The 22782-nt window shown below is 57.8% G+C and carries 18 protein-coding genes, 4 tRNA genes and 2 rRNA genes (1 of these 24 running past the window's edge); all 24 read right to left on the bottom strand.

Annotation, left to right across the window (positions count from 1 at the left end; genetic code table 11):
• A complete protein-coding gene (rplC, locus tag OXH74_RS10915) occupies nt 1–636 on the bottom strand; it encodes a 50S ribosomal protein L3 (RefSeq protein ID WP_215377576.1) in 636 nt (211 codons plus the stop codon).
• 84 nt (nt 637–720) lie between these two features.
• Nucleotides 721–1032: a 30S ribosomal protein S10 gene (gene rpsJ / locus OXH74_RS10910; protein WP_003463313.1), complete on the bottom strand. Its 312-nt coding sequence runs from the start codon at nt 1030–1032 to the stop codon at nt 721–723.
• Between the two features lie 151 nt (nt 1033–1183).
• The gene (tuf, locus tag OXH74_RS10905) at nt 1184–2377 is read right to left on the bottom strand and encodes an elongation factor Tu (RefSeq protein ID WP_215377555.1); all 1194 of its coding nucleotides are present in this window, start codon (nt 2375–2377) and stop codon (nt 1184–1186) included.
• A 30-nt stretch (nt 2378–2407) separates the two neighbouring features.
• On the bottom strand, nt 2408–4528 hold the full coding sequence (gene fusA, locus OXH74_RS10900) for an elongation factor G (RefSeq protein ID WP_375741208.1): 2121 nt from the start codon (nt 4526–4528) through the stop codon (nt 2408–2410).
• A gap of 18 nt (nt 4529–4546) precedes the next feature.
• Nucleotides 4547–5017 carry a 30S ribosomal protein S7 gene (gene rpsG, locus OXH74_RS10895; protein ID WP_016490528.1) on the bottom strand — a complete coding sequence of 157 codons (471 nt, stop codon included), beginning with the start codon at nt 5015–5017 and terminating at the stop codon, nt 4547–4549.
• 107 nt (nt 5018–5124) lie between these two features.
• Entirely contained in the window at nt 5125–5496 is a 372-nt protein-coding gene (gene rpsL, locus OXH74_RS10890; RefSeq protein ID WP_215377572.1) for a 30S ribosomal protein S12, read from the bottom strand.
• A gap of 162 nt (nt 5497–5658) precedes the next feature.
• On the bottom strand, nt 5659–9864 hold the full coding sequence (rpoC, locus tag OXH74_RS10885) for a DNA-directed RNA polymerase subunit beta' (protein WP_375741207.1): 4206 nt from the start codon (nt 9862–9864) through the stop codon (nt 5659–5661).
• Nucleotides 9865–9931: 67 nt separating this feature from the next.
• On the bottom strand, nt 9932–14005 hold the full coding sequence (rpoB, locus tag OXH74_RS10880; protein ID WP_375741206.1) for a DNA-directed RNA polymerase subunit beta: 4074 nt from the start codon (nt 14003–14005) through the stop codon (nt 9932–9934).
• A 221-nt stretch (nt 14006–14226) separates the two neighbouring features.
• Nucleotides 14227–14595: a 50S ribosomal protein L7/L12 gene (gene rplL, locus OXH74_RS10875; protein WP_028630534.1), complete on the bottom strand. Its 369-nt coding sequence runs from the start codon at nt 14593–14595 to the stop codon at nt 14227–14229.
• 82 nt (nt 14596–14677) lie between these two features.
• Nucleotides 14678–15178, bottom strand: coding sequence for a 50S ribosomal protein L10 (rplJ, locus tag OXH74_RS10870; RefSeq protein WP_215377565.1), 501 nt, complete (start codon nt 15176–15178; stop codon nt 14678–14680).
• Between the two features lie 212 nt (nt 15179–15390).
• A complete protein-coding gene (gene rplA, locus OXH74_RS10865; RefSeq protein ID WP_375741205.1) occupies nt 15391–16086 on the bottom strand; it encodes a 50S ribosomal protein L1 in 696 nt (231 codons plus the stop codon).
• Nucleotides 16086–16517, bottom strand: coding sequence for a 50S ribosomal protein L11 (gene rplK / locus OXH74_RS10860; protein WP_375741204.1), 432 nt, complete (start codon nt 16515–16517; stop codon nt 16086–16088). Before rplK ends, rplA begins: the two co-directional genes overlap by 1 nt.
• Before the next feature lie 115 nt (nt 16518–16632).
• Nucleotides 16633–17166 carry a transcription termination/antitermination protein NusG gene (nusG, locus tag OXH74_RS10855; RefSeq protein ID WP_028630537.1) on the bottom strand — a complete coding sequence of 178 codons (534 nt, stop codon included), beginning with the start codon at nt 17164–17166 and terminating at the stop codon, nt 16633–16635.
• Between the two features lie 10 nt (nt 17167–17176).
• Nucleotides 17177–17545, bottom strand: a complete 369-nt coding sequence (gene secE, locus OXH74_RS10850) for a preprotein translocase subunit SecE (protein ID WP_375741203.1) — start codon at nt 17543–17545, stop codon at nt 17177–17179.
• Between the two features lie 46 nt (nt 17546–17591).
• A tRNA-Trp gene (locus OXH74_RS10845) sits at nt 17592–17667 on the bottom strand.
• Between the two features lie 52 nt (nt 17668–17719).
• A complete protein-coding gene (tuf, locus tag OXH74_RS10840) occupies nt 17720–18913 on the bottom strand; it encodes an elongation factor Tu (RefSeq protein ID WP_215377555.1) in 1194 nt (397 codons plus the stop codon).
• An 85-nt stretch (nt 18914–18998) separates the two neighbouring features.
• Nucleotides 18999–19074, bottom strand: a tRNA-Thr gene (locus OXH74_RS10835).
• Between the two features lie 26 nt (nt 19075–19100).
• Nucleotides 19101–19174: transfer RNA gene (locus OXH74_RS10830), tRNA-Gly, on the bottom strand.
• Between the two features lie 24 nt (nt 19175–19198).
• Nucleotides 19199–19283: transfer RNA gene (locus OXH74_RS10825), tRNA-Tyr, on the bottom strand.
• A gap of 142 nt (nt 19284–19425) precedes the next feature.
• Nucleotides 19426–20100, bottom strand: coding sequence for an SPOR domain-containing protein (locus tag OXH74_RS10820; RefSeq protein WP_375741202.1), 675 nt, complete (start codon nt 20098–20100; stop codon nt 19426–19428).
• 8 nt (nt 20101–20108) lie between these two features.
• Nucleotides 20109–20858, bottom strand: a complete 750-nt coding sequence (locus tag OXH74_RS10815) for a pantothenate kinase (RefSeq protein ID WP_375741201.1) — start codon at nt 20856–20858, stop codon at nt 20109–20111.
• On the bottom strand, nt 20848–21804 hold the full coding sequence (gene birA / locus OXH74_RS10810) for a bifunctional biotin--[acetyl-CoA-carboxylase] ligase/biotin operon repressor BirA (protein WP_375741200.1): 957 nt from the start codon (nt 21802–21804) through the stop codon (nt 20848–20850). Before birA ends, OXH74_RS10815 begins: the two co-directional genes overlap by 11 nt.
• A 193-nt stretch (nt 21805–21997) precedes the next feature.
• Nucleotides 21998–22113, bottom strand: a 5S ribosomal RNA gene (rrf, locus tag OXH74_RS10805).
• A 135-nt stretch (nt 22114–22248) separates the two neighbouring features.
• Nucleotides 22249–22782: ribosomal RNA gene (locus tag OXH74_RS10800) — 23S ribosomal RNA — on the bottom strand (it continues 2356 nt past the right edge of the window).

Below are 22782 nucleotides of genomic sequence, written 5' to 3'. Positions count from 1 at the left end.
TTAACCGCGAGCCTTGGCTGCCGGACGCACAACGACATCACCACCGGTAGCGCCAGGGATGGCACCTTTGACCAGCAGCAGATTGCGTTCTGCATCGACACGCACAACTTCCAGGGACTGCACGGTTACACGCTCAGCACCGAGGTGACCGGACATTTTCTTGCCCTTGAAGACACGACCAGGAGTCTGGCACTGGCCAATCGAGCCCGGGGCGCGGTGGGAAACGGAGTTACCGTGAGTATTGTCTTGACCACGGAAGTTCCAGCGCTTGATGGTACCGGCATAGCCTTTACCCTTGGACTGACCGGTAACATCTACCAGCTGGCCCGCCTGAAACAGCTCGACGGTCAGCTGATCTCCAGCCTGGAACTCACCGTCCTCGAGACGGAATTCCCAGACACTGCGACCCGCAGCAACGCTCGCCTTGGCGAAGTGACCGGCTTGCGCCTTGGTCACACGGGAAGCGCGACGCTCACCGACAGTTACCTGCACGGCGCGATAGCCATCGCTCTCTTCATTCTTGAATTGGGTCACACGATTCGGCTCGATCTCAATGACCGATACCGGAATGGAGACACCTTCTTCGGTGAAAATGCGGGTCATGCCGCACTTACGACCGACTACACCAATAGTCATGTTGTAAACCTCATGAGTGTACGGGGCTTTCACCCGCTATGGCCGCCCATTTCAGAGCGTTACACGACTAAACCCCAGCGGGTATTAGCCGAGGCTGATCTGCACTTCCACGCCTGCCGCAAGGTCGAGCTTCATCAGCGCGTCGACGGTTTTATCCGTCGGCTGGACGATATCCAGCACACGCTTGTGGGTACGAATTTCGTACTGATCGCGCGCGTCCTTGTTGACGTGCGGAGAGACCAGAACGGTGTACCGCTCTTTGCGAGTAGGCAGAGGAATAGGACCACGCACCTGAGCACCAGTACGTTTCGCGGTTTCCACGATTTCCTGGGTGGATTGATCGATCAGGCGATGGTCAAAAGCCTTCAACCGAATACGGATTTGTTGGTTTTGCATTTTGACCTCAGACTCTATCTCTGCTATCCCCAACGGACGGACTACGCCCGTTAAAAGGAGGCGCAATTGTACGGAGGCACCCGAAAGGTGTCAACTTTTGACCAATCAAAAAAAAAGGACCCCGAAGGGTCCTTTCTTTTTCGACCATCGATTACTCGAAGATCTTGGCGACAACGCCAGCACCAACGGTACGACCGCCTTCGCGGATCGCGAAGCGCAGACCATCTTCCATGGCGATCGGGGCGATCAGGGTGACAACCATTTTGATGTTGTCGCCCGGCATTACCATCTCTACGCCTTCCGGCAGTTCGCAGTTACCGGTCACGTCAGTGGTACGGAAGTAGAACTGCGGACGGTAGCCCTTGAAGAACGGAGTGTGGCGACCGCCTTCTTCCTTGGACAGCACGTACACTTCGCACTCGAACTTGGTGTGCGGCTTGATGGTGCCCGGCTTGGCCAGAACTTGACCACGCTCTACGTCGTCACGCTTGGTGCCGCGCAGCAGGGCGCCGATGTTCTCGCCAGCACGACCTTCGTCGAGCAGCTTACGGAACATTTCAACACCGGTGCAGGTGGTCTTGGTGGTCGGACGGATACCGACGATTTCGATTTCCTCGCCCACTTTGACGATGCCGCGCTCAACACGACCGGTCACCACGGTACCGCGGCCGGAGATGGAGAACACGTCTTCGATCGGCATCAGGAACGGCTGGTCGATAGCACGGACCGGCTCAGGGATGTAGGCGTCCAGAGTCTCTACCAGCTTACGAACAGCGCTAACGCCGATTTCGTTGTCATCCTTGCCTTCCAGCGCCATCAGCGCGGAACCCACGATGATCGGAGTGTCGTCGCCCGGGAAGTCGTAGGTGTTCAGCAGATCGCGAACTTCCATTTCGACCAGCTCCAGGAGCTCGGCATCGTCAACCATGTCGGCCTTGTTCAGGAACACGACAATGTAAGGAACACCTACCTGACGGGACAGCAGGATGTGCTCGCGAGTCTGCGGCATGGGGCCGTCAGCAGCGGAGCAAACCAGGATCGCGCCGTCCATCTGGGCAGCACCGGTAATCATGTTCTTCACATAGTCAGCGTGACCAGGGCAGTCAACGTGAGCGTAGTGGCGAACAGCGGAATCGTACTCAACGTGGGAGGTGTTGATGGTGATACCGCGAGCTTTCTCTTCCGGCGCGTTGTCGATCTGGTCGAACGCACGAGCGGAACCACCCCAAGTTTCGGAGCAGACCTTGGTCAGAGCAGCAGTCAGAGTGGTCTTACCATGGTCAACGTGACCAATGGTGCCGACGTTGACGTGCGGTTTGTTACGTTCAAATTTTTCTTTAGCCACGACAGTAAACCTCTTACTTAAAGGGCTGAATCAACCTTGTTTTTTAACCAGCGCTTCGACGACATTCGACGGAGCTTCGGCGTATTTGGAGAATTCCATGGAGTAGCTCGCGCGCCCCTGGGACATGGAACGTACGTCGGTCGCATAACCGAACATCTCGCCCAGCGGAACCTCGGCACGAATAACCTTACCGGAAACGCTGTCCTCCATCCCCTGAATCAGACCACGACGACGGTTCAGGTCACCCATCACGTCACCCATGTAGTCTTCAGGAGTCACCACCTCTACCTTCATGATCGGCTCAAGCACCTTACCGCCGCCCTTCTGAGCCAGCTGCTTGGTCGCCATGGAGGCAGCGATCTTGAACGCCATTTCGTTGGAGTCAACGTCATGGTACGAACCGTCGAAGACGGAGGCCTTCAGGCCGAGCAGCGGATAGCCGGCAACAACACCGTTCTTCATCTGCTCTTCGATGCCCTTCTGGATCGCCGGGATGTATTCCTTCGGAATCACACCACCCACGACTTCGTTGGTGAACACCAGACCTTCGGTGATGTTGCCCTTCTCATCCACGTCAGCAGCCGAGAAGCGGATCCAGCAGTGACCGAACTGACCACGACCACCGGACTGACGAACGAATTTACCTTCGATCTCGACATTGTCCTTGGAGATGGTTTCGCGGTAGGCCACCTGAGGCTTGCCGATGTTGGCCTCAACGCCGAATTCACGCTTCATGCGGTCGACGATGATGTCCAGGTGCAGCTCACCCATGCCGGAGATAATGGTCTGACCGGACTCTTCGTCGGTCTTGACGCGGAACGACGGGTCTTCCTGAGCCAGCTTGCCGAGGGCGATACCCATCTTCTCCTGGTCAGCCTTGGTCTTCGGCTCGACAGCCACCGAAATTACCGGCTCCGGGAAGTCCATACGCTCGAGGATGATCGGCTTGTCGAGATCGCACAGGGTGTCACCAGTGGTGACGTCCTTCATGCCGATCAGGGCAGCGATGTCACCAGCGCGGCATTCCTTGATCTCTTCGCGCTGGTTGGCGTGCATCTGCACCATCCGGCCTACGCGCTCTTTCTTGCCTTTGACCGAGTTCAGCACGGAGTCACCGGAAGCCAGGACGCCGGAGTAAACACGAGCGAAGGTCAGAGTGCCGACGAAGGGGTCGGTGGCGATCTTGAACGCCAAAGCCGAGAACGGCTCGCTGTCGTCCGCACGACGCTCGTCGACGATTTCCTCGTTGTCCGGGTTGGTACCCTGGATCGGCGGGATCTCGGTCGGAGCCGGCAGGAAGTCGATCACGGCGTCGAGAACCAGGGGCACGCCCTTATTCTTGAAGGAAGAACCGCAAACGGCCGGAACGATTTCACTGGCCAGGGTACGAGCACGCAGACCCGCCTTGATTTCCTCGGCAGTCAGCTCACCCTCTTCCAGGTACTTGTTCATCAGCTCTTCGTTGGCTTCGGCAGCAGCCTCAACCATGTTGGAGCGCCACTCTTCGGCCAGGCCCTGAAGCTCGGCAGGGATTTCTTCCTCACGGTAGGAAGTACCCTTGTCGTCTTCGTTCCAGTAGATCGCCTTCATCTTGATCAGGTCGATCTGGCCCTGGAAGTCGTCTTCAGCACCGATAGCCAACTGAACCGGAACCGGAGTGTGACCCAAACGGTTCTTGATCTGACCAACTACGCGCAGGAAGTTGGCACCGGCACGGTCCATCTTGTTGACGTAGACGATACGCGGCACGCCGTACTTGTTGGCTTGACGCCACACAGTCTCGGACTGCGGCTCAACGCCGGAAGTGCCGCAGAACACTACGACCGCACCATCGAGAACGCGCAGCGAGCGCTCTACTTCAATGGTGAAGTCTACGTGACCGGGGGTATCGATCACGTTGACGCGGTAGTTGTCGAACTGGCCACGGGAACCCTTCCAGAAGGTGGTAACAGCAGCGGAGGTGATGGTAATACCACGCTCCTGCTCCTGAACCATCCAGTCGGTAGTGGCGGCGCCGTCGTGCACCTCACCCATTTTGTGGCTGAGACCTGTGTAGAACAGGATCCGCTCCGTCGTGGTGGTCTTACCGGCATCTACGTGTGCGCAGATACCGATGTTACGGTAGCGGTTGATAGGGGTTGTACGAGCCACGAAAAAATCCTCGCTAGATTAGAAGCGATAATGCGAGAAGGCCTTGTTGGCCTCTGCCATGCGGTGCACGTCTTCACGCTTCTTGACAGCAGCGCCTTTGCCATCGAAGGCATCCAGCAGCTCGCCTGCGAGACGCAGGGCCATGGATTTCTCACCACGCTTGCGCGCGGACTCAACCAGCCAACGCATGGCCAGAGCATTACGACGGGACGGACGAACTTCGACCGGAACCTGGTAAGTGGCACCGCCTACACGGCGGGACTTGACTTCGACCAGCGGAGCGATGGCGTCGAGAGCTTTCTCGAAGATTTCCAGGGGATCGCTGTTCTTGCGTGCTTTGACAGTATCCAGAGCACCATAAACGATGCGCTCGGCTACGGCCTTCTTGCCGCTTTCCATCACGTGGTTCATGAATTTGGCGAGAATCAGGCTTCCGTATTTCGGATCGTCCAGGATTTCACGCTTGGCTGCTACACGACGTCTTGGCATTGATAAGCCCTCAAACGGTCTTCAGGTTAGCCCGGGACCAAACCCGCAGGTTGCGCCCGACCTTACTCTTATCGACTCAATGAATAGAAAATCTGTTTACGCACGAATTACTTCGGACGCTTGGTACCGTACTTGGAACGACCCTGCTTACGATCTTTAACGCCGGTGGTATCCAGCGAACCGCGCACGGTGTGATAACGCACACCCGGAAGGTCCTTTACACGACCGCCACGGATCAGCACTACGCTGTGCTCTTGCAGGTTGTGACCTTCACCACCGATGTACGAAGTAACTTCGTAGCCGTTGGTCAGGCGAACACGGCAAACCTTACGGAGTGCAGAGTTCGGCTTCTTCGGCGTGGTGGTGTAAACGCGGGTGCAAACGCCGCGACGCTGCGGGCAGTTTTGCAGCGCAGGTACGTCGGACTTGTCGACGATACGCTTGCGCGGCTTACGCACCAGCTGGTTGATAGTTGCCATCTATAAGCTCCACTGTTGTCTTTCGACGCTATTGCCTTACAAAGAAAGCAAAATGACAGGGCAATATGCCCTGCCAAATTTAGGGGTGCATGAGTCTAAAGAGACTCAAGTCCCCAGTCAAGGCAAAGCCCCCGACAGCCGAGGCCGCCGGGGGTTTCACACTTAGTTGCCGCTGGAGTTCAGCGCTTCGGTCAGCGCTGCTTCCACTTCACTAGCGCTTACGCGAACCGGCTTTCCAGCTTCGCGCTGACGCTTGCGCTCACTGTGGTAAGCCAGACCGGTACCGGCCGGAATCAGGCGACCCACAACAACGTTCTCCTTCAGGCCGCGCAGATAATCGCGCTTGCCGGTAACCGCTGCCTCGGTGAGGACGCGCGTGGTTTCCTGGAAGGAGGCCGCGGAGATGAACGACTCAGTCGACAGCGAGGCCTTGGTGATACCCAGCAGAACACGCTCGTACTTGGCGATGAAGCGATCGTCGGCCGACAGGCGCTCGTTCTCTTCCAGCACCTGGGTCAGCTCCATCTGGTCGCCCTTGATGAAGCTGGAGTCGCCGGACTCGGCGATCTCGACCTTGCGCAGCATCTGACGCAGGATGGTCTCGATGTGCTTGTCGTTGATCTTCACGCCTTGCAGGCGGTACACGTCCTGGATCTCGTTGACGATGTACTTGGCCAGCGCGCTGACGCCCAGCAAACGCAGGATGTCGTGCGGGTTGCTCGGGCCATCGGAGATAACTTCGCCGCGGTTTACCTGCTCGCCTTCGAAGACGTTCAGGTGGCGCCACTTCGGAATCAGCTCTTCGTACGGATCGCTGCCGTCGGTCGGGGTGATGACCAGACGACGCTTGCCCTTGGTTTCCTTGCCGAAGGAGATCGTGCCGCTGATTTCCGCCAGGATCGACGGCTCTTTCGGACGACGCGCTTCGAACAGGTCCGCAACGCGCGGCAGACCACCGGTAATGTCGCGGGTCTTCGAGGTTTCCTGCGGGATACGGGCGATTACGTCACCCACGCCCACCTGGGCACCGTCGGCCACACCAACAAGGGCGTTTGCGGGCAGGAAGTACTGGGCGGGAACGTCGGTCCCCGGCAGGAGCAGCTCCTTGCCGTTGGTGTCGACCAGCTTCACAGCCGGACGAATGTCCTTGCCTGCTGCCGGACGATCCTTCGGATCCAGAACCTCGATGTTGGTCAGACCGGTGAGTTCGTCGGTCTGGCGCTTGATGGTGATGCCCTCCTCCATGCCGACGAAGGTAACGGTACCCTTCATCTCGGTCACGATCGGGTGGGTGTGCGGGTCCCACTTGGCGACGATGGCACCCGGGTCGACCTTGTCACCTTCCTTGACGGAAATCACGGCACCGTACGGCAGCTTGTAACGCTCGCGCTCGCGACCGAAGTCATCTGCAACTGCAAGCTCGCCGGAACGGGATACGGCCACCAGGGCACCGTCGGCACGCTCGACGTGCTTCAGGTTGTGCAGGCGGATTGTCCCGCCGTTCTTGACCTGGACATTATCAGCCGCAGAGGTCCGGCTCGCCGCACCGCCGATGTGGAACGTACGCATGGTCAGCTGGGTACCCGGCTCACCAATGGACTGGGCAGCGATAACGCCGACCGCTTCACCGATGTTCACCCGGTGACCACGAGCCAGATCGCGGCCGTAGCACTTGGCGCAGATACCGTAGCGGGTCTCGCAGGTGATCGGAGAACGCACCACCACTTCGTCGACGCTCATGCGCTCGATGAATTCAACCCACTGCTCGTCAACCAGGGTGCCAGCCGGAACGATGACTTCGCCATCGTCGCTACCTGGTTTGAACACATCCTTGGCAATCACACGACCCAGTACCCGCTCGCCCAGCGGTTCGACTACGTCGCCGCCTTCGATGTGCGGAGTCATCAGCAGGCCATGCTCGGTGCCGCAGTCGATCTCAGTCACTACCAGGTCCTGCGCGACGTCGACGAGACGGCGGGTCAGGTAACCGGAGTTCGCGGTCTTCAGTGCGGTGTCCGCCAAACCTTTACGAGCACCGTGAGTGGAGATGAAGTACTGGAGTACGTTCAGGCCTTCACGGAAGTTCGCGGTGATGGGGGTTTCGATGATGGAGCCGTCCGGCTTGGCCATCAGGCCACGCATACCGGCGAGCTGACGGATCTGGGCCGCGGAACCCCGCGCACCAGAGTCAGCCATCATGTACATGGAGTTGAATGACTCCTGGTCGACCTCCTTGCCTTCGCGGTCGATGACCTTCTCTTTGGAGAGATTGGACATCATCGCCTTGGACACTTCGTCGTTAGCCTTGGACCAGAGGTCGATCACCTTGTTGTACTTCTCGCCCTGGGTTACCAGGCCGGAGGCGTACTGGGTCTCGATTTCCTTCACTTCCTCAGTCGCCGCGTCAATGATGCGCGCCTTCTCATCCGGGATGACGAAGTCGTTAACGCCGATCGAGACGCCGGAGATGGTGGAATAGGCGAAACCGGTGTACATCAGCTGGTCAGCGAAGATGACGGTGTCTTTCAAGCCAACCACGCGGTAGCACTGGTTGATCAGCCTGGAGATCGCCTTTTTCTTCATCGGCTGGTTGACCACGTCGAACGACAGGCCGGCCGGGACTACCTGGAACAGCAGCGCACGACCGACAGTGGTGTCGACGATGCGGGTGTTCTTGGTGACGCTGCCGTCCTTTTCGTTGACGGTTTCCTTGATACGCACTTTGACGCGAGCGTGCAGAGAGGCTTCACCAGCGCGGAATACGCGGTCAACTTCCTGCAGGTCGGCGAATACGCGACCTTCGCCCTTGGCATTGATCGCCTCACGCGTCATGTAGTACAGACCCAGTACCACGTCCTGCGACGGCACGATGATCGGTTCGCCGTTGGCGGGGGACAGGATGTTGTTGGTGGACATCATCAGCGCGCGCGCTTCCAGCTGGGCCTCGAGGGTCAGCGGGACGTGGACTGCCATCTGGTCACCGTCGAAGTCGGCGTTGTACGCCGCACAAACCAGCGGGTGCAGCTGGATCGCCTTGCCTTCGATCAGCACGGGCTCGAACGCCTGGATACCCAGGCGGTGCAGGGTCGGTGCACGGTTCAGCAGGACCGGATGTTCACGGATGACTTCGGCGAGAACGTCCCAGACCTCGGGCAGTTCGCGCTCGACCATCTTCTTGGCAGCCTTGATGGTGGTGGCCATGCCACGCGCTTCGAGCTTGCCGAAAATGAACGGCTTGAACAGCTCGAGGGCCATTTTCTTCGGCAAACCGCACTGGTGCAGACGCAGGGTCGGGCCCACGGTAATTACCGAACGACCGGAGTAGTCCACACGCTTACCGAGCAGGTTCTGACGGAAGCGACCTTGCTTACCCTTGATCATGTCTGCCAGGGACTTCAGCGGGCGCTTGTTCGAGCCGGTGATGGCGCGACCACGACGGCCGTTGTCCAGCAGTGCGTCGACCGCTTCCTGCAGCATGCGCTTTTCGTTGCGCACGATGATGTCCGGAGCGGCCAGATCAAGCAGGCGCTTCAGACGGTTGTTACGGTTGATCACGCGACGGTACAGATCGTTCAAATCGGAGGTCGCGAAGCGGCCACCATCCAGCGGAACCAGCGGACGCAGGTCCGGCGGCAGCACCGGCAGGACAGTCAGCACCATCCACTCGGGATGGTTGCCGGAGTCCTTGAAAGCTTCCATCAGCTTCAAGCGCTTGGACAGCTTCTTGATCTTGGTTTCCGAGTTGGTCTGCGGAATCTCTTCACGCAGACGACCGATCTCGTGCTCCAGATCAATAGCGTTGAGCAGCTCGCGAACAGCTTCGGCGCCCATGCGCGCGTCGAAGTCATCACCGAACTCTTCGAGAGCTTCGAAGTACTGCTCATCGTTCAGCAACTGACCTTTTTCCAAGGTGGTCATGCCCGGATCGATCACCACGTAGCTCTCGAAATAGAGCACGCGCTCGATGTCACGCAGGGTCATGTCGAGCAGCAGGCCGATACGGGACGGCAGGGACTTCAGGAACCAGATGTGGGCGACTGGCGAAGCCAGCTCGATATGGCCCATACGCTCGCGGCGCACCTTGGCAAGAGCGACTTCCACGCCGCACTTCTCACAGATTACGCCGCGGTGCTTGAGGCGCTTGTACTTACCGCACAGGCACTCATAATCCTTCACCGGGCCGAAGATCTTGGCGCAGAACAGGCCATCGCGCTCCGGCTTGAAGGTACGGTAGTTGATGGTCTCCGGCTTCTTCACTTCACCGAAGGACCAGGAACGGATCATCTCGGGCGAGGCCAGACCAATACGGATGGCATCGAACTCTTCGATTTGACCCTGGTTTTTCAACAGATTCAGCAAGTCTTTCAAGGCCTTTCCTCCTCACGGACCCGCTACGACCGGCCTTGACCAGCCGTAGCGTTTTGGGCGTCGCGTGTTATTCGGTTTCCAGTTCGATGTCGATGCCGAGCGAGCGGATCTCTTTGATCAACACGTTGAAGGATTCGGGCATGCCGGCCTCCATACGGTGATCGCCGTCCACGATGTTCTTGTACATCTTGGTCCGGCCGTTCACGTCGTCCGACTTCACGGTCAGCATTTCCTGCAGGGTGTAGGCGGCGCCGTAAGCTTCCAGCGCCCAGACCTCCATCTCCCCGAAACGCTGGCCACCGAACTGCGCCTTACCACCCAGCGGCTGCTGGGTAACCAGGCTGTAGGAGCCGGTAGAACGAGCGTGCATCTTGTCGTCGACCAGGTGGTTCAGCTTGAGCATGTACATGTAGCCGACAGTGGTCGGACGCTCGAACTGGTTACCGGTACGGCCGTCAGTCAAACGCATCTGACCGCTTTCTGGCAGGTCGGCGAGCTTCAGCATGGCCTTGATCTCGCTTTCCTTGGCACCGTCGAACACCGGTGTCGCCATCGGAACGCCGCCGCGCAGGTTCGCTGCCAGGTCAAGGATCTCCTGATCGCTCAGTTCGTTCAGGCTCTCCTGACGACCACCGATCTCGTTGTAGATCTCATGCAGGAACTCACGCAGTTCGGCGATCTTGCGCTGCTCTTCGAGCATGCGGTTGATCTTTTCACCCAGTCCCTTGGCCGCAAGGCCCAGGTGGGTTTCCAGGATCTGACCGACGTTCATACGCGACGGTACGCCCAGCGGGTTGAGGACGATGTCGACCGGGGTGCCATTGGCATCGTGGGGCATGTCTTCGACCGGCATGATCACAGAGACCACACCCTTGTTACCGTGACGGCCCGCCATCTTGTCGCCTGGTTGGATGCGGCGCTTGATGGCCAGGTAGACCTTGACGATCTTCAGCACGCCCGGAGCCAGGTCATCACCCTGCTGCAGCTTGCGCTTCTTGTCTTCGAACTTGTCGTCAAGCATCTGGCGACGGTCAGACAGGTAAGCCTGTGCCTTCTCCAGCTGCTCGTTCAGAGCGTCTTCAGCCATACGCAGCTTGAACCACTGGCCGCGCTCGAGACCGTCGAGGTACTCGTCGGTGATCTCGGTACCTTTCTTCACGCCAGCACCACCCTCTGCTACCTGGCCGACCAGGGCAGAACGCAGACGCTCGAAGGTGGCGCCTTCGACGATGCGGAACTCTTCGTTCAGATCCTTGCGGATCTCGTCGAGCTGCATCTTCTCGATAGCCAGTGCACGGGAGTCGCGCTCGACGCCGTCACGGGTGAAGACCTGCACGTCGATAACGGTACCCTTGGTGCCGGTCGGTACGCGCAGGGAGGTGTCCTTAACGTCGGACGCCTTCTCACCGAAGATCGCACGCAGCAGTTTCTCTTCCGGAGTCAGCTGGGTCTCGCCTTTCGGAGTGACTTTACCGACCAGGATGTCGCCCGCCTGAACTTCAGCACCCACATAGACGATACCCGCTTCGTCCAGTTTGTTCAGCGCGGCTTCACCAACGTTCGGGATGTCCGCGGTGATTTCTTCTGGGCCAAGCTTGGTATCACGAGCCACACAGGTCAATTCCTGGATGTGGATCGTGGTGAAGCGGTCTTCCTGGACCACACGCTCGGAGAGGCAGATGGAGTCTTCGAAGTTGAATCCGTTCCAGGGCATGAACGCGACGCGCATGTTCTGACCCAGAGCCAGCTCGCCCATGTCAGTGGACGGACCATCGGCCAGGATGTCGGCACGAGCAACCACGTCACCTTTGCGTACCAGCGGGCGCTGATTGATGCAGGTATTCTGGTTGGAACGGGTGTATTTAGTCAGGTTGTAGATGTCGACACCGGCTTCGCCAGTCTCGACTTCGTCGTCATTGACGCGAACCACAATACGACTGGCATCGACCGAGTCGATTACACCACCGCGACGAGCCACGACACAGACGCCGGAGTCACGTGCTACGTTGCGCTCCATACCGGTACCGACCAGGGGCTTATCGGCACGCAGGGTCGGCACGGCCTGACGCTGCATGTTCGAACCCATGAGTGCGCGGTTGGCGTCGTCGTGCTCGAGGAACGGGATCAGCGAGGCAGCGACGGAAACGACCTGCTTCGGCGAAACGTCCATCAGGGTCACGTCTTCCGGCGCCTTGACAGTGAATTCGTTCAGGTGACGCACAGCCACCAGTTCGTCCACCAGCTGACCCTGCTCGTTGAGGGTAGCGGAGGCCTGAGCGATGACGTGGTCAGCCTCTTCGATAGCGGAAAGGAACACGATCTCGTCGGTAACCTGGCCTTCCTTGACTACGCGGTACGGGCTCTCGAGGAAGCCGTACTGGTTGGTGCGGGCGTAAGTCGCCAGGGAGTTGATCAGACCGATGTTCGGGCCTTCCGGCGTCTCGATCGGGCACACGCGACCGTAATGGGTCGGGTGTACGTCACGAACCTCGAAGCCTGCACGCTCACGAGTCAAACCACCTGGGCCGAGTGCGGAAACGCGGCGCTTGTGGGTGATCTCGGAGAGCGGGTTGTTCTGGTCCATGAACTGGGACAGCTGGCTGGAGCCGAAGAATTCCTTGATCGCGGCGGCCACCGGCTTGGCATTGATCAGGTCCTGAGGCATCAGCCCTTCGCTTTCGGCCATAGACAGGCGCTCTTTGACCGCACGCTCGACGCGCACCAGGCCAACGCGGAACTGGTTCTCTGCCATTTCGCCGACGCAACGGACGCGACGGTTACCCAGATGATCGATGTCGTCGACAATACCCTTGCCGTTACGGATGTCGACCAACGTTCTGAGCACATCGACGATGTCTTCCTTGCTCAGCACACCCGAACCTTCGATCTCGGTGCGACCGATACGACGATTGAACTTCATGCGGCCAACGGCGGACAGGTCGTACCGCTCGGCGCTGAAGAACAGGTTGTTGAACAGGGTTTCGGCAGCCTCCTTGGTCGGCGGCTCACCCGGGCGCATCATGCGGTAGATTTCGACCAGGGCTTCCAGCTGGTTGCCAGTGGAGTCGATCTTCAGGGTGTCGGAGATGAAAGGACCGCAGTCGATGTCGTTGGTGTAAAGCGTCTCAATGCGGACGACCTGCGCCTTGGCGATCTTCACCAACAGGTCGGTGGTCAGCTCGGTGTTGCACTCAACGATGATCTCGCCGGTGGCCGGATGCACGATAGCCTTGGCAGAGGTACGGCCAAGCACGTAATCCATCGGAACTTCCAGTTCCTTGATGCCGGCTTTCTCGAGCTGGTTGATGTGGCGCGCGGTAATACGACGGCCCTGCTCGACGATCACCTTGCCGCTCGGATCCTTGATGTCGAATACGGCGATTTCACCGCGCAGACGCTGCGGAACCAGCTCGAGGTGCAGACCTTCGCCCTTCACGTGGAACACGTTGGTGGCGTAGAAGGCGTTCAGCACTTCCTCGGTGGTGTAGTTCAGGGCGCGCAGCAGGACGGTGGCCGGCAGCTTGCGGCGACGGTCGATACGCACGAACACGCAGTCCTTCGGATCGAACTCGAAGTCCAGCCAAGAGCCGCGGTAAGGAATGATACGAGCGGAGTACAGCAGCTTGCCCGAGCTGTGGGTCTTGCCACGGTCGTGGTCGAAGAACACACCTGGCGAACGGTGCAGCTGGGACACGATGACGCGCTCGGTACCGTTGATGATGAAGGTACCGTTCTCCGTCATCAGGGGGATTTCCCCCATATAGACTTCCTGCTCCTTGATGTCCTTGATCGCTTTGTTCGACGACTCTTTGTCGAAAATGATCAGACGGACTTTTACGCGCAGCGGGACTGCAAAGGTCACACCGCGCAGCACGCATTCCTTGACATCAAATGCTGGCTCGCCCAGGCGATAACCGACGTATTCCAGAGCGGCGTTACCGGAATAGCTGATAATCGGGAAAACAGACTTGAAGGCCGCGTGCAGGCCGATGTCACGGAACTGCTCTTTGCTGACTCCCGCCTGCAGGAATTCGCGATACGAATCCAGCTGGATGGCCAGGAGGTAGGGTACATCCATGACGTCCGGCAACTTGCTAAAGTCTTTGCGGATACGTTTTTTCTCAGTGTATGAGTAAGCCATCAGCGTTCCCCAGCTTGGTCACCTGCTTGTTTGGCCCCTCCGACGGGAGTAGCCAGAAAATCTTGCAAACCCCTTGGTTTGCTCCGCCTCCCAGTGGAGGTCGGGTCACGCTCGAGGTGGGGCCTACAGGCAACCACCTGGAACGGAAAAAGGCCGGTGGCATAAGCCACCAGCCGTCAGCCTTGCGCAGAGCGCCGAGGCTGTAGACGCAAAGTCGTCGCTTACTTGAGCTCGACTTTGGCGCCAGCTTCTTCCAGAGCCTTCTTGGCAGCTTCGGCTTCTTCTTTCGAAGCGCCTTCCTTGACCACGCCCGGGGCGCCGTCAACAACTGCCTTGGCTTCTTTCAGACCCAGACCGGTCAGCTCGCGAACGACCTTGATCACGTTCACTTTCTTCTCACCGGCTTCGGTCAGGATGATGTTGAACTCTGTTTGTTCTTCAACAACAGCAGCGGCAGCAGCCGGGCCAGCGGCAACGGCAGCAGCGGCAGTAACACCGAACTTCTCTTCCATCGCCTTGATCAGTTCAACGATCTGCATGACGGACATTTCGGAAACGGCGTTGATGATGTCTTCGTTGGTCAGAGCCATGACTCTAATTCCTGTATTGGGGGACAGCCTTCGCGGCCGTCAAATTAAACAAATGAGCTTGAAAGGGACTATGCGGCCTGAATCAGGCTGCGGCGCCTTCTTTCTGGTCGCGAATAGCCGCCAGAGTACGAGCCAGCTTGCTGGTAGCGCCTTGAATAACGCTCATCAGCTGTGCAACGGCTTCGTTGTAGGTCGGCAGGGTCGCCAGTACGTCGATCTGATTGGCTGCGAGGAACTGGCCCTCGAATGCAGCGGCCTTGATCTCGAACTTATCCTGACCCTTGGCGAATTCCTTGAAGATACGGGCAGCAGCGCCCGGATGCTCGTTGGAGAACGCAATCAGGGTCGGGCCTTTGAACACGTCGTTGAGCACTTCGAACTGAGTGCCTGCAACGGCGCGGCGAGCCAGGGTGTTACGCACGACTTTCACGTACACACCTGCTTCGCGGGCCTCTTTACGGAGTCCGGTCATAGCGGCTACGGTCACACCACGGGCATCAGCCACGACAGCGGACAGGCCAGCTTTGGCAGCCTCGTTGACTTCAGCGACGATGGCCTTCTTGTCTTCGAGTTTAATTGCCACGGGTTTACTCCTGGTTTTTACCGTTTCGCCCAGCCGAAGCCGGACGGCGTTTTGGTGTCTGATTCGGCAAACGAATCGGGAGCACCATCTGCGTAGGCTGAGAGACGCGTCTCCCAGGTTTAAGGCTTGCGCCGCCTACGGTCTTGGATAGCCCCCGCCAGGCAGGGACCCCAATACCTGGCGCGACGAGCGAACCGCCGCGCCTTTATTCCTTAGCCTTCCAGGGAAGCCTGATCGATCTGCAGACCCGGCCCCATAGTGGTGCTCAGGGTCACACGCTTCAGGTAGACGCCCTTGGAAGTGGACGGCTTCAGGCGCTTCAGGTCAGCGAGCAGAGCTTCTACGTTCTGCTTCAGCTTGACAGGCTCGAAGTCGACCTTACCGACCGAGGCGTGAATGATGCCATTCTTGTCAGTACGGAAACGCACCTGACCAGCCTTGGCATTCTTCACGGCAGTAGCGACGTCCGGAGTCACGGTACCGACTTTCGGGTTCGGCATCAGACCACGCGGACCCAGAATCTGACCCAGCTGACCGACTACGCGCATCGCATCCGGAGAAGCGATAACTACGTCATAGTTCAGGTCTCCCGCCTTCATCTCAGCAGCCAGTTCATCCATACCGACCTTCTCAGCGCCCGCAGCCAGCGCAGCTTCAGCAGCAGGACCCTGGGTGAAGACAGCAACACGAACGCTCTTGCCAGTGCCGTTCGGCAGAACGGTGGCGCCACGCACGACCTGGTCGGACTTACGCGGATCAACGCCCAGGTTGATGGATACATCAACAGACTCTTTGAACTTGGAGGTAGCCAGTTCAGCCAGCAGTTTGGCGGCATCTTCGAAATCGTACTGCTTGCCAGCTTCGACTTTCTCAGCGATTGCCTTTTGGCGCTTGGTCAACTTAGCCATTACACACCCTCCACGTTCAGGCCCATGCTACGAGCGGACCCAGCAATGCTACGCACAGCCGCATCCAGGTCAGCCGCAGTCAGATCAGCCTTCTTGGCTTTGGCGATCTCTTCCAGCTGAGCACGAGTAACAGTGCCTACCTTCTGGGTGTTCGGACGGGGGGAGCCACTGGCGATACCGGCCGCTTTTTTCAGCAGCACGGAAGCCGGCGTGCTCTTGGTCTCGAAAGTGAAGCTGCGGTCGCTGTAAACAGTGATGATCACAGGAGTCGGCAGACCCAGCTCAAGGCCTTGAGTCCTGGCGTTGAACGCCTTGCAGAATTCCATGATGTTTACGCCATGCTGACCCAGCGCAGGACCGACGGGCGGCGACGGGTTGGCCTGACCGGCCTTAACTTGCAGCTTGATATAAGCTTGAATCTTCTTAGCCATTTGCTACTCCAGTTACGGGTTCTAGCGCCCGAAGGCTCCCCGATTGCTTTCGCGTTTATCCCAGTGACGACAAAACCCCGCAACCTATGGCTGCGGGGTTGGGATGCCTTTTCAGTTAAGCCTTCTCGACCTGACTGAACTCCAGCTCCACAGGAGTGGAGCGACCGAAAATGAGCACAGCAACTTGGATGCGACTCTTTTCGTAGTTAACTTCTTCGACAACGCCATTGAAATCAGCAAACGGCCCATCAATGACGCGAACGGTTTCACCTGGCTCAAACAGCGTCTTGGGCTTCGGCTTATCACCGCTATCCGCAACGCGACGAAGAATGGCCTCGGCCTCCTTCTCAGTAATGGGCGCAGGCTTGTCGGCAGTACCGCCAATGAAACCCATGACGCGAGGTGTGTCCTTGATCAAGTGCCAAGTCGCCTCGTTCATCTCCATCTGAACCAACACGTAACCGGGGAAGAACTTGCGCTCACTTTTGCGCTTCTGACCGTTCCGCATCTCCACCACTTCTTCGGTGGGAACCAGAATCTCGCCAAACTCGTCTTCCATGCCAGCCAGCTTGACGCGCTCGATCAGCGAGCGCATGACATGCTTCTCATAGCCCGAGTAAGCATGCACAACATACCAACGCTTAGCCACGGCGCACCTATTAACCAACAATCAACGAAACAAGCCAGCCGAGCAGGGAATCAAGCCCCCACAACAGCAGCGCCATTACCAGCACCACAGCCACAACGATAAGAGTGGTCTGAGTGGTTTCCTGACGGGTCGGCCATACAACCTTGCGAATCTCCGCACGAGCTTCCTTCGCGAGAACGAAGAAAGCCTGCCCCTTCACGGTCTGCAGCGCAACAAAAGCAGCCGCACCGGCAAGAGCAAGCAAAGCAAGAACTCGGTACAGGATCGGCTCAGCAGAGAAGTACTGATTGCCAACCACACCGACAGCGACAAGTGCCACTACAACGACCCACTTCAGAACGTCGAAGCGTGCTTCTTTGGCTTCAGCCTTGGCATTCATCAGCTAGGATCCTGTGAGAGAAGTGCCAGATTCTCGATTTGGAATCTGGCAGGCCAGGAGGGAATCGAACCCCCAACCTGCGGTTTTGGAGACCGCCGCTCTGCCAATTGAGCTACTGGCCTGTAACAAAGTCAGGCCGACCATTATGCCGGCCCAACAGACTAAGATCAACTATTATTCGAAGATCTTAGCGACAACGCCAGCACCAACGGTACGACCGCCTTCGCGGATCGCGAAGCGCAGACCATCTTCCATGGCGATCGGGGCGATCAGGGTGACAACCATTTTGATGTTGTCGCCCGGCATTACCATCTCTACGCCTTCCGGCAGTTCGCAGTTACCGGTCACGTCAGTGGTACGGAAGTAGAACTGCGGACGGTAGCCCTTGAAGAACGGAGTGTGGCGACCGCCTTCTTCCTTGGACAGCACGTACACTTCGCACTCGAACTTGGTGTGCGGCTTGATGGTGCCCGGCTTGGCCAGAACTTGACCACGCTCTACGTCGTCACGCTTGGTGCCGCGCAGCAGGGCGCCGATGTTCTCGCCAGCACGACCTTCGTCGAGCAGCTTACGGAACATTTCAACACCGGTGCAGGTGGTCTTGGTGGTCGGACGGATACCGACGATTTCGATTTCCTCGCCCACCTTGACGATGCCGCGCTCAACACGACCGGTCACCACGGTACCGCGGCCGGAGATGGAGAACACGTCTTCGATCGGCATCAGGAACGGCTGGTCGATAGCACGGACCGGCTCAGGGATGTAGGCGTCCAGAGTCTCTACCAGCTTACGAACAGCGCTAACGCCGATTTCGTTGTCATCCTTGCCTTCCAGCGCCATCAGCGCGGAACCCACGATGATCGGAGTGTCGTCGCCCGGGAAGTCGTAGGTGTTCAGCAGATCGCGAACTTCCATTTCGACCAGCTCCAGGAGCTCGGCATCGTCAACCATGTCGGCCTTGTTCAGGAACACGACAATGTAAGGAACACCTACCTGACGGGACAACAGGATGTGCTCGCGAGTCTGCGGCATGGGGCCGTCAGCAGCGGAGCAAACCAGGATCGCGCCGTCCATCTGGGCAGCACCGGTAATCATATTCTTCACATAGTCAGCGTGACCAGGGCAGTCAACGTGAGCGTAGTGGCGAACAGCGGAATCGTACTCAACGTGGGAGGTGTTGATGGTGATACCGCGAGCTTTCTCTTCCGGCGCGTTGTCGATCTGGTCGAACGCACGAGCGGAACCACCCCAAGTTTCGGAGCAGACCTTGGTCAGAGCAGCAGTCAGAGTGGTCTTGCCATGGTCAACGTGACCAATGGTGCCAACGTTGACGTGCGGTTTGTTACGTTCGAACTTTTCTTTAGCCATCGAGAACGTCTCCCATCAAAGAATTGAGCGAGTCACGCCGCCATTAAAACAAAGGCAGATATTTTCATATCTGCCTTTGTTTAGATGGAGCTCATGAGCGGATTTGAACCGCTGACCTCACCCTTACCAAGGGTGTGCTCTACCAGCTGAGCTACATGAGCAAAACACATCGCACGAACAACAAACTTGGAGCGGGTAGCGGGAATCGAACCCGCATCATCAGCTTGGAAGGCTGAGGTTCTACCACTGAACTATACCCGCGGAGCCTGCAGCTCACGCTAAATCTGGTGGAGGGGGAAGGATTCGAACCTTCGAAGTCTATGACGTCAGATTTACAGTCTGATCCCTTTGGCCGCTCGGGAACCCCTCCAACGGGAGGCGGCATTCTCATCTCATGCCACCCTGCTGTCAAGCTTTTTCTCATTAAAATCTTGAGGTTAGCTTCGTTGAACAGCAACTTCGCAATTCAGTCACTTAGACCTCCTTGTGAAGCGGGCGCCATTCTATTCAAGCTAACGAGGAGATGCAACACCTTCGCACGACATAAGTTGATGTTTTAAACCAGAAAAATCCGCCGCCAGCCGCTCAAGCAGCATGTCATCGACCAAGCGGCGGCTTTCAGGGGCTATTCGCACCCAATAATCCCGGTGCGCACGAGACAACTCGCGCATGAAAGGCTCATAGCCAGCATCCCTCATCCTCTGCATTACACTCTCCGCGGAATCGGTTCGTGGAAATATCCCTAGCGATATCCCATTCACCAAATCGCCCTGGGTGATGATGTAACTGTCGATCTTCCGCGCCTGAAGCTCCTTCAGCTGACGAAGGGATGCCTCACGCGAAGCCAGCGGAGTTAAATACACCCAGTAATCAGTCCCCGCCGTAGCGTCCACAGGCTGCACACTCGCCCTGACATCCAGACTGACTATCCGCTGCTCAAGTTCGCGCGCTTGCTCTGGGCGCTCAAAACCACCCAGGAATAGGCAAGTAGGGATTTCCGCCTCTGCCGCAGACCGATTCCTTCTTGGCTGAGCAGCACCCGACTCGCTCAGTAAGCGAATATCCCGCTGCCCCCCCTTGTACAGCGCCAGCGACTCAACCTCCTTGGGTCGCAGGGGCGCCTGCTGCTGGTGCCAAACGTAATAGAAGAGATTGAGCACAAGAAACAACAAGAACAGCCAACGCATAACCGACCTCAGGCCAATGGACAGGCTATTGCAAGCCCAACGAACACCAGATCAGGCAATACCCTGGCCCCTGGCAGCACATCACGGACCAGGAGCGCATCCCCCCCAGTGAGAAACACCTCGAAATCATCACCCAAATACTCTTTGGCTAACTCCATCTGTGCGAGCACGAATCCCCGAAGCATCAACAAGCAACCTCGCTCCACTGCCTCTACAGTGGTGCGACCGGGCGCCATTTCATCAAGCGCCCGACTCGCCGCCTCGTCGTCATAGCGAATACGACGAGTATGCGTACGCAACTGATTACGCATCAGCGGCATGCCTGGGCAGATGAATCCACCCAAGTGCTCGCCATCAGCGGTAACAAGATCCGAGGTCACCGCCGTCCCAAGGTCAAGGACCAGGCAAGGTTTATTCGCTAAATGAAATGCACCGAGAACAGCCAGCCAACGGTCGAGGCCAAGCCGTTGGTACTCAACATAACCATTCCGAACCCCAGCCATCTCCAAGGCAGGCCTGGCACAGACAGATTCAATTCCAAACAGTTCATCCAGACGCCTGGTCAGAGCAAGGGTCTCGTCATCACTACGCACGCTTACCAGCCGGCAATGCGTGAGCGAAGACGCTGGTATTGCCAGAAGTGCTGAAACCAGCTCTGAATCAGAGCCGACCACTCCCCCGATGACCGTGACAGCCTGAGCCCCATCAATGACGCGCCACTTGATAAAACTGTTTCCGCAGTCAAGCTCAAGAATCATCACTCAACCTCAAGGAGAGCTCTCCACCACTGTAGGCTCGCTCTTCGCCGCAGACACTGAGTCGCAAAGCACCGGTTGAATCGATGCCCAACACAATGCCCGTTATTGTTTGCGCACCGGCGATCAGGTTGACCCTAGCCCCCTGCCAAAGGTGGCCGGCCTCCCACTCCGCACGAAGCGCAGGGAAACCTTCCTTCTTATGACGAACCAAGTAGTCACCCAGATACTGACCGAGGCGTACAGCAAGAGCCGTCCTATCTACCAGACCGGGCACCTCCGCGGCCATGGAAGTCCAGGGCTGGCCGATGTCTTCGTTAGCAACGAGCATGTTCACGTTGATGCCAATGCCAACTATTACATTGCAGATATCGGCCGGGTCCCCAACTAGCTCCAGCAGTATGCCCGCGATCTTTCGATTTTTTACCAGCAGATCATTTGGCCACTTCAGTCCAACCCCTGTGACGCCGAAAGAGCGCAAGGTGGCTAGCACCGCGAGGCCAATGACGAGGCTCAAGCCCTCCAACTGGCGAGCTCCCCCATCTATGCGCAAGGCGAGACTGTAATACAGATTCTCAGCATACGGGCTTACCCAATGCCTACCCCGACGACCCCGCCCAGCAGTCTGGCGCTCAGCGGCGACAGCAAAAGGAGGTATACACCCTGCACTGATTCGCCGCATAACCTCCGCATTGGTGGAGTCAATTGAATCAAGGACCACAGAAGGCCAAGTGCAGTCACCCCTGTTAAGCGATTCCTGGTCCAACAAGCTCAGCGGGCGCTTCAGCCGATAGCCACGGCCACGAACCTTGTAGATTGGCAGGTTTAACTCTGCCTCAAGTTGCTGCAACTGCTTCCAGACAGCACTTCTGCTGACCCCTAACGCAGCCCCTAGAGACTGCCCGGAGTGGAAGCGGCCATCCTGCAGTAGCTTTAAAAGAGTCAGCATTTGCGGGATCCAGCTCAGAATAAGGCAGGCATCATATCGATGCACATCACAATTGCATAGAAAGTGGACACTGAATCGCGCTGCGCAATCAGCAACCGCACATCTTGATTGGATGATTCAACCCGAACGGTTTTTCCCGCGCCCAAAGACAAACCCCCGACACGCCTGGGCGTATCGGGGGTTTGGGATAGGAGCTTGACGATGACCTACTCTCACATGGAGAAGCTCCACACTACCATCGGCGATGCGTCGTTTCACTACTGAGTTCGGGATGGGATCAGGTGGTTCCAACGCTCTATGATCGTCAAGCAATTCGGTTGGGGTCTCGCCGCTGGCGCGACCCCGAATCAGGTATGTGACAGTCTGGTTTGCAAGTTCAGGCCAATTTTCGGTCTGTCGACTTCACCATCCGCACCCACAATCCGCAGATTGTTTGGGTGTTATATGGTCAAGCCTCACGGGCAATTAGTATGGGTTAGCTCAACGCCTCACAGCGCTTACACACCCCACCTATCAACGTCGTAGTCTTCGACGGCCCTTCAGGGGATTCAAGATCCCAGTGAGATCTCATCTTGAGGCAAGTTTCCCGCTTAGATGCTTTCAGCGGTTATCTCTTCCGAACATAGCTACCCGGCAATGCCACTGGCGTGACAACCGGAACACCAGAGGTTCGTCCACTCCGGTCCTCTCGTACTAGGAGCAGCCCCTCTCAAATCTCAAACGTCCACGGCAGATAGGGACCGAACTGTCTCACGACGTTCTAAACCCAGCTCGCGTACCACTTTAAATGGCGAACAGCCATACCCTTGGGACCGGCTTCAGCCCCAGGATGTGATGAGCCGACATCGAGGTGCCAAACACCGCCGTCGATATGAACTCTTGGGCGGTATCAGCCTGTTATCCCCGGAGTACCTTTTATCCGTTGAGCGATGGCCCTTCCATACAGAACCACCGGATCACTAAGACCTACTTTCGTAC

The sequence above is a fragment of the Metapseudomonas boanensis genome (assembly GCF_042232855.1).
Classification (GTDB): domain Bacteria; phylum Pseudomonadota; class Gammaproteobacteria; order Pseudomonadales; family Pseudomonadaceae; genus Metapseudomonas; species Metapseudomonas boanensis.
Note: the sequence above shows the minus strand (reverse complement) of the source record. Positions and strands in the feature narration are given on the sequence as shown.

Coding starts and splice junctions, on each gene's coding strand:
- OXH74_RS10820 (WP_375741202.1), bottom strand. CDS start 20,100: ATGCGTTGGCTGTTCTTGTTGTTTCTTGTGCTCAATCTCTTCTATTAC.
- rpsJ (WP_003463313.1), bottom strand. CDS start 1,032: ATGCAAAACCAACAAATCCGTATTCGGTTGAAGGCTTTTGACCATCGC.
- rplC (WP_215377576.1), bottom strand. CDS start 636: ATGACTATTGGTGTAGTCGGTCGTAAGTGCGGCATGACCCGCATTTTC.
- secE (WP_375741203.1), bottom strand. CDS start 17,545: ATGAATGCCAAGGCTGAAGCCAAAGAAGCACGCTTCGACGTTCTGAAG.
- birA (WP_375741200.1), bottom strand. CDS start 21,804: ATGCTGACTCTTTTAAAGCTACTGCAGGATGGCCGCTTCCACTCCGGG.
- rplK (WP_375741204.1), bottom strand. CDS start 16,517: ATGGCTAAGAAGATTCAAGCTTATATCAAGCTGCAAGTTAAGGCCGGT.
- tuf (WP_215377555.1), bottom strand. CDS start 18,913: ATGGCTAAAGAAAAGTTCGAACGTAACAAACCGCACGTCAACGTTGGC.
- rpoB (WP_375741206.1), bottom strand. CDS start 14,005: ATGGCTTACTCATACACTGAGAAAAAACGTATCCGCAAAGACTTTAGC.
- rplL (WP_028630534.1), bottom strand. CDS start 14,595: ATGGCTCTGACCAACGAAGACATCATCAACGCCGTTTCCGAAATGTCC.
- rplA (WP_375741205.1), bottom strand. CDS start 16,086: ATGGCTAAGTTGACCAAGCGCCAAAAGGCAATCGCTGAGAAAGTCGAA.
- rpsL (WP_215377572.1), bottom strand. CDS start 5,496: ATGGCAACTATCAACCAGCTGGTGCGTAAGCCGCGCAAGCGTATCGTC.
- rpsG (WP_016490528.1), bottom strand. CDS start 5,017: ATGCCAAGACGTCGTGTAGCAGCCAAGCGTGAAATCCTGGACGATCCG.
- OXH74_RS10815 (WP_375741201.1), bottom strand. CDS start 20,858: ATGATTCTTGAGCTTGACTGCGGAAACAGTTTTATCAAGTGGCGCGTC.